A 3563-nucleotide genomic window follows, 5' to 3' on the forward strand; every position below is an offset into this window, starting at 1 on the left:
ATATGAACTTCTAAATCACGTTCTAGTTCTGGCCTCTCCGGCCTTGGGCCTATAAAGCTCATTTCACCTTTGATTATATTTAATAATTGTGGTAACTCATCCAAGCGACTGCGTCTTAACCACATCCCTATTGGAGTAATTCTCTTATCTCCTGGGTTGCTCCATTGCGCTCCATTCTCTTCTGCTGTTTGCTGCATAGTTCGCAACTTATAAATTATGAATGATTCTCCAAAAAGGCCGGTGCGTATTTGAGAATAAAATATTGGGCCGTGATCATGCAAGTGAATTGCTATCGCTATTGGAAATAAAGTGATAGTTGCAATTAGTATTAGTAAAATTCCAAGTATTAAATCAGCCAAACGTTTTAATTGGGAGTTTATTCCAATTTTACGTCCGTTGGCTAATCCACTTAATTGGACTATCGATTCATCTAACCAGTGGGCAGGAATACGTTGCAGTTCTTCTTCTGCCAGCTGGGCTAAACTTAGCAATCTAGTTTTCTGCACAAGTGTTGTTTGGAATATTGGCTCTAGATCTTTTGTTTTTTGAATAATGGGGCTTATCGCTAGAAGCCCACCAGGAGCTGTTAATGAAATATCAAAAAGATCAAATGTTGTGGTATTTGGAGATTGCCTATTATTCCGTAACCATTCGGTTTCTACTTGATCTTTTTCTGATTGATCTACTAGTATTTGAAATGTGTTTGATCGCTGCGTTTGTAATCTATGCAGCATTGCACGCAAGAGCACAGATGCGAATGCAGTGCTAAGCATTAATGGGCCGATGTTACCCCGCTGCAGCAAAGGTAATTGCAAGGGTGTGGTTTTACTTAACCAACCGAGAGTAAGAGCGAGCACTAAAGTTGCAAGGGCGCTTAAACCCACCCTCTGCACTAATTGATTCCATTTTAATTTGGGCCAACGCAGCAGTGAATAACTCCCAAATAACCAACCTAAAATCCAATAACTACAAATTAAGCCAAGCGTTTGTGTTGCTGAATTTAGTTGTTCACCATGCCTTGCTTCGCTGATCAAAGGCACAGCGATAACAATGAATATTGCATCTACGGCGGCGGTAAAAAGTAATTGTTGGCGATGGCGCAGCCAGCTCATTTATCTAGCCCGAATGCTTTATGCACAGCTTGCAAGGCCCGATCGCCATCTGCTTCTGCTACCACGCAACTGATTCTGATCTCGCTGGTGGCGATCATTTCTATGTTTATTTCAGCATCAGCTAAGGCGCGAAATAATCTTGCAGCAGTGCCAGCGGTGCAGGGCATCCCTGCTCCAACTGCGCTCACCCGAGCGATGGCAGGCCCTGTGATGATTTCAGCGTTAGTCCATTGCTTAATTAATTGTCCCAGAGCCTTTAATGCCCTCTGATGATCATTTTTGGGCAGCGTAAAGGCAATATCGCGGCAGCTGCCCATCGGGCTTTGGCTTTGACGCTCTGATTGCACGATTGTGTCGAGGCTGAGGCCGGCATCGGCTAACGCTCTGCAAAGTGCAGCTGCAGAGCCCGGTTTATCAGGTACGTGGCTCACTGCTAACTGCACCTGGTTCACATCAAGGGCAACACCGCGCACCTCCGGTTCACCACTGCCGCTGGGGCTTGGGTTATGGCGCAGTTGCGCTTCCGTTAGCCCAAAGGCTTGGGCGGTGGTGCGTAGTGCTTTTTCACCTTGATCCCCTTGGATTACACAACTCACTTTCACTTCACTGGTGGCAATCATGCGCAAACTGATGCCGGTTTGGCTGAGGCCATCAAATAATTTCGCCGCCACCCCTGGCCGGCCCATGATGCCGGCGCCGGCGATGCTTAATTTTGCAAGGCCCGCTTGAGCCTTGAGTTCGCATTTCTCCCCCAGTAGTTGGCGGCAAACCTGGCTAGCCCTTTCCAGTTCATTTTCTTCCAAAGTGAAGGCAATGTCGTTGCTTTGGCCTTCATGGGTGGCTTGAACGATTAGATCAACCGTTAGCTCGGCATTTGATAACGCTTCAAATAAAAGTGCTGCGATCCCTGGTGTGTGGGGCACATGGGCTAAGGCCAATACCGCTTGCCCTTCCAGTAGTTCAGCGCCATCAACTGGTTTACCTAGCTCTAAACCGTGATTACCGATTGGGCGCCGCCCGCCACTACTAAATAAACGGGTGCCTGGGGCTTCGCTCCAGCTTGATCTCACCACAAGGGGTACGCCGTAATTGCGGGCGATTTCCACCGCCCTTGGATGCAATACCGCTGCGCCAAGGCTTGCTAATTCGAGCATTTCGTCGCAAGACACCTGAGCCATCAGCTGCGCTTCTGGCACCTTGCGGGGATCAGTGCTGAGCACGCCATCCACATCGGTATAAATTTCACAGGCTTCTGCCCCTAAGGCAGCAGCAAGGGCCACAGCAGAGGTGTCTGAACCACCGCGGCCAAGGGTGGTGATTTCTTGGCTGCCGCCGCCGCCGCTGCTGGTGCCTTGAAACCCTGCCACTACCACCACAAAACCTTCTTGCAACTTGCGTTGCAGCCGATCGGTGCGCACCTCCAAGATGCGGGCGCGGCCGTGGGCTGATTCGGTAACGATGCCCACTTGGGGGCCTGTCATTGAGATAGCGGCCACCCCTTCCGCTTGCAGGGCCATCGCTAATAGGGCGATCGACACCTGTTCACCAGTGGCCAGAAGCATGTCTAGTTCCCGCTGGGGGGGATCGGGGTTAACCGCTTTGGCCAAAGTTGTGAGTTCATCGGTGGTGCGGCCCATGGCTGATACCACCACCACTAAATCGTGACCTTCTGCCCGGCTAGCGGCCACCCGTTTGGCCACCGCTTGCAGCCGTTCCACGCTGCCAACAGAAGTGCCACCGAATTTTTGAACCAGCAGCGCCATAACTACAAATAATCCCCTGCTTGATTATCCGTGTAGCCCCATCAAGAAACCATCCCTAAAAGCATCGCTAGCGTTAACGCCCAATTTGAGTGCAGCCTCCACCTCTAGCAATTGACCCATCAGCTTTAGCAATAGATCTGGCGACTTACCGCGTAATTGCTTGCGCATTACATAAATGCGTTTGGGATTGCCAATTCCTGCTGCTTTTGCAATCACAGCAACGTCTTGTTCCCCTTGGCGATCCAGCAGGCTCACCCAAAGCCAACCGCGCAGCTGGCTGGTAAGGGCCGCCAGTAATCGCAACGGCGGCTCGTTTGCTGCCACTAAGCAATCGAGTTGCAGCAGGGCTTCCCCCACCTTGCCCGCCAGCAGGGCTTCCCCCGCCGCTAAGGCGTTGTGTTGGCTGGGGCCCGCTAGGGCCGCCACCGCATCGATATTGATCTTTTGATCACCGCAGTAGAGGCTGAGTTTTTCCAATTCCCCTGCCAGCCGGCTGCTGTTATTGCCAACGCTCTCGGCTAGGGCCTCTGCCGCTTCTGGGCTGATTTGCAGGCCCATGGCAGCGGCGGTGTTCAGCACTAAATCGAGCTGGCCGGCTCCATCCCAGATCGCAGGAAGTGCAAAACTTTTTTCAATTGCCACCGCCCTAAGGGCTTTGCTGCTTTTTAGGCGGGCATCTGGTTTGCTG

Annotated in this window: 3 protein-coding genes; all 3 read right to left on the bottom strand. The window is 51.3% G+C overall.

All coding sequences use genetic code 11. The annotated features are described in order from the left end of the window. The coding region (locus KB557_RS09840) for a sugar transferase (protein WP_255133748.1) at positions 1-1112 on the bottom strand (1112 nt) is incomplete at its 3' end. Continuing rightward, a complete protein-coding gene (locus tag KB557_RS09845) occupies positions 1109-2875 on the bottom strand; it encodes an aspartate kinase (protein ID WP_255133750.1) in 1767 nt (588 codons plus the stop codon). The genes KB557_RS09840 and KB557_RS09845, both read right to left, overlap by 4 nt. 24 nt (positions 2876-2899) lie before the next feature. After that, positions 2900-3563: DNA polymerase III subunit delta (gene holA / locus KB557_RS09850; protein WP_255133752.1), on the bottom strand; the 664-nt coding region annotated here is incomplete at its 5' end.

Source organism: Synechococcus sp. Cruz CV12-2-Slac-r, from assembly GCF_024346075.1.
Lineage (GTDB): Bacteria > Cyanobacteriota > Cyanobacteriia > PCC-6307 > Cyanobiaceae > Synechococcus_D.